The organism is Bacillus sp. JJ1521, from assembly GCF_036965165.1.
In the GTDB taxonomy this organism is placed as follows: Bacteria; Bacillota; Bacilli; order Bacillales; family Bacillaceae_L; genus Ferdinandcohnia.
Genome location: NZ_JBALOX010000282.1, coordinates 1 through 3,220, shown reverse-complemented (window position 1 = coordinate 3,220; position 3,220 = coordinate 1). Strand labels below are relative to the sequence as shown.

At 40.0% G+C, this 3,220-nt stretch carries 3 protein-coding genes and 1 pseudogene; all 4 read left to right on the top strand.

Translation table 11 applies throughout. The features are described 5' to 3' along the window. Positions 1 to 489 (top strand): Obg family GTPase CgtA (gene cgtA / locus V7147_RS24810; protein ID WP_335370465.1); only part of this gene is annotated, 489 nt, incomplete at its 5' end. A 28-nt stretch (positions 490 to 517) separates the two neighbouring features. Further along, a complete protein-coding gene (locus V7147_RS24805; RefSeq protein ID WP_335370464.1) occupies positions 518 to 958 on the top strand; it encodes an ACT domain-containing protein in 441 nt (146 codons plus the stop codon). Positions 959 to 970: 12 nt separating this feature from the next. Beyond that, positions 971 to 1,825, top strand: a complete 855-nt coding sequence (pheA, locus tag V7147_RS24800) for a prephenate dehydratase (RefSeq protein WP_335370463.1) — start codon at positions 971 to 973, stop codon at positions 1,823 to 1,825. 159 nt (positions 1,826 to 1,984) lie between these two features. Next, a pseudogene (gene safA / locus V7147_RS25350) lies at positions 1,985 to 2,156 on the top strand (SafA/ExsA family spore coat assembly protein); the annotation flags it as partial. Positions 2,157 to 3,220 lie beyond the last annotated feature (1,064 nt).

Sequence of the window (3,220 nt, the reverse complement as noted above, 5' to 3'; positions counted from 1 at the left end):
GAGTATAATCTTCGTTTAACTGAACGTCCACAAATTATTGTTGCAAATAAAATGGACATACCTGAGGCGGAAGAAAATTTAAAAGTATTTAAAGAGAAGCTTCAGGATGATGTGAAAATCTTTCCAATTTCGGCAATTACGAGACAAGGTCTTCGTGACTTGCTATTTACGATTGCCGACTTACTTGAAACAACTCCAGAATTTCCACTTGAGGTGGAGGAAGATACAAGCACTCACCGCGTGATGTACCGCCACGAAAAAGAAGAAGTGGATTTTGTGATTTCACGTGAAAGTGATGGTTCATTTGTGATTTCTGGGGAACGAGTTGAAAAGCTCTTTAAAATGACTGACTTTACAAGGGATGAATCTGTCAAACGATTTGCCCGTCAACTAAGGGGAATGGGAATTGATGACGCGCTTCGTGAAAAGTGTGCGAAACACGGGGATATCGTAAAATTACTCGAATATGAATTTGAATTTATAGAATAACGAAAAGGTAAGTAGGGGGGAAACTTACATGGATGGCAAATTCTATCTTGTTCGTGAGGATGTACTTCCAGAAGCGGTTCGAAAAACCTTAGATGCAAAGGAACTATTAGACAGTGGAGAAGCACAATCAATTGCAGAAGCTACGCAAAAAGTAGACTTGAGCAGGAGTGCTTATTATAAATACAAAGACACTGTCTTTCCTTTTCACACAACCGTTAAAGAAAAGATTATTTCATTGTTTTTTCATCTGGAAGACCGATCTGGTACACTTTCACAATTACTAAGAACTGTAGCAGACACAGGTTGTAATGTGTTGACAATCCACCAAACAATTCCGCTTAGGGGAAAAGCGAATGTAACACTTTCATTAAATACATCAGGTATGCATGGTGAAGTAACTGACCTCCTTACTAAACTTCGAAAACTCGAATTCGTAGATAAAGTTGAAATCCTTGGAACAGGAGCATAGGGGGAGACGCAGATGAATATTACAAAGGTAGGTTTTTTAGGACCAAACGCAACATTTACAGCACAAGCCGTTGCGAACATTTTTCCTGGTAAGGAAAACAAACCCTATCGTACAATCCCTGCATGTATTGATGCAGTGGAAAATGGGGAAGTTGATGTAGCCGTTGTTCCAATTGAAAATACAATTGAAGGAACTGTCAATTTAACAATTGACTATTTAATACATGAAAAGCAATTGAAAATTGTCGGTGAAGTGATTATTCCGATTAAACAACATTTAATGGTGCACTCAGGTAATACAAACGATTGGGAAAAAGTTGAAGGGATTTATTCACATCCCCATGCAATTGCCCAATGTCATAAATTTTTATATAATAGTTTTCCGCAAATACAGCCGATTGAAACTAGTTCAACAGGTGCGGCAGCTAAATTGGTAAGTGAGCATCCCGATCAAAAGCTAGCCGCAATTGCAAATTCATTTGCGGCCGAGGAATACGGATTAACGATTGTTAGACATGATATTCATGATTTTGACAACAATCATACTCGATTTGTTGTCCTTCATAAAGAGATGCTAGAGTTAGATATCACGAAAGACAATACAGGAAATAAAACAACATTAATGGTTACATTGCCTTCAGACCAAGCAGGGGCATTGCATCAAGTATTATCTGTTTTTGCATGGCGAAAATTAAATTTATCAAAAATCGAATCAAGACCTATGAAAACAGGTCTTGGTAATTATTTCTTTTTAATTGATATTGAACAAAAAATGGATGAAATTCTTATCCCAAGTGCAATTGCTGAATTAGAGGCATTGGGAAGTGGTGTTACCGTGTTAGGAAGCTATCCATATTATCGAATTTAAGACTTGACCTAGGGTTGAGTCTTATTTTTTTATAGCACGGCAAGTATCATTGCTGCACATAATTTGTGAAGCCTGAGCATAAGTTGTGATGAGAAATAGTGGCAATTTGCCTATTTTGTCATAGTATGTATTGACTTATGTATAGGAGGGGAAAATCACGTGAAGATCCATATCGTTCAAAAAGGCGACACCTTATGGGAAATTGCAAAAAAATATGGTGTTGACTTTGGGGAACTTAAAGCTGTCAATACTCAGTTAAGTAATCCGGATATGATTATGCCTGGTATGAAAATTAAAGTACCAACCGGAACTGTTCATGTAAAAAAAGAAGCACAAATTGGTGGAGCTAAAAAAGAAGCCCAAATCATCCCACCACCTAAAAAGGAGCAACAAATTCAGCCACTTCCATTTATAGTAGAAGAAGAGGTGCAAGAGGTAAAAGAGGGACCATTTATTCCTCAGATGCCACAAATGCCGGTAGTACCGCCGCAAATGTTAATAATGGCACAAATACCACCAGCTCCACCGCCACAACCTGTTATGCCACAGATGCCGCAATATCAGCCACTGGAAATTGATATCAATAATTATAATCTGATGCAGAATCAGATGGGAATGCCACAAATTCCAACACCACCACAGAATATTTTACCTGGGATGATGGCTCCAGAGGAAGAAGAGTTTGGACCAGAGGAGGAATTTGAAGCAGGGATGCCACAAATGCCGTTCCAGCAGGTACCAATGTTTAATAATTGTGTGCCGATGACACCGGTAATGCCTGGGTATGGATTTAATTTTGTACCAGGATTTCAAGGAGGTTTCCTGCCACAAGGACCATTTAATCCAATGGGTGGATTCCCANNAAGAACTGAAGGGGTAAAAGAACAAGTGAAAGAACATGTGGCGCCACCTGTACCAATGGCACCAGTTCCAATTCCACAGCAACATCCATATGAAATTGATATTAATAATTTTAATATCATGCAGGCACAAATGCCTCAAATGCCGCAAATGGTAGCGGGTATAGAAGATGAGTTTGAAGAACTACCAGAGATGCCACAAATGGCACCAATGCAAGTAGCACCGTTTCCAATGGGTCCTTGTGTACCAGTTACACCAGTTATGCCTGGTTCCGGCTTTAGCGGTGGTTTCCCAGGGGCTGGCCCAGTACCTATGCCGTTCGGTCCGGGTATGCCAATGCAAGCAGCACCACAAGGTGTAAATCCGGCAATGGGTAACATTCCATTTGGAGTTCCTGCACCAGGATTTCCTGGTCAAATGAATCCACAAATGATGCCATCACAATTCTATAATAGAAGAGATTGTGGTTGTGGTGGACCGAAGCCATTTGTAGGGCAATTTCCACAACAAGGTTTCCCAGCGGGGCAACCTGGA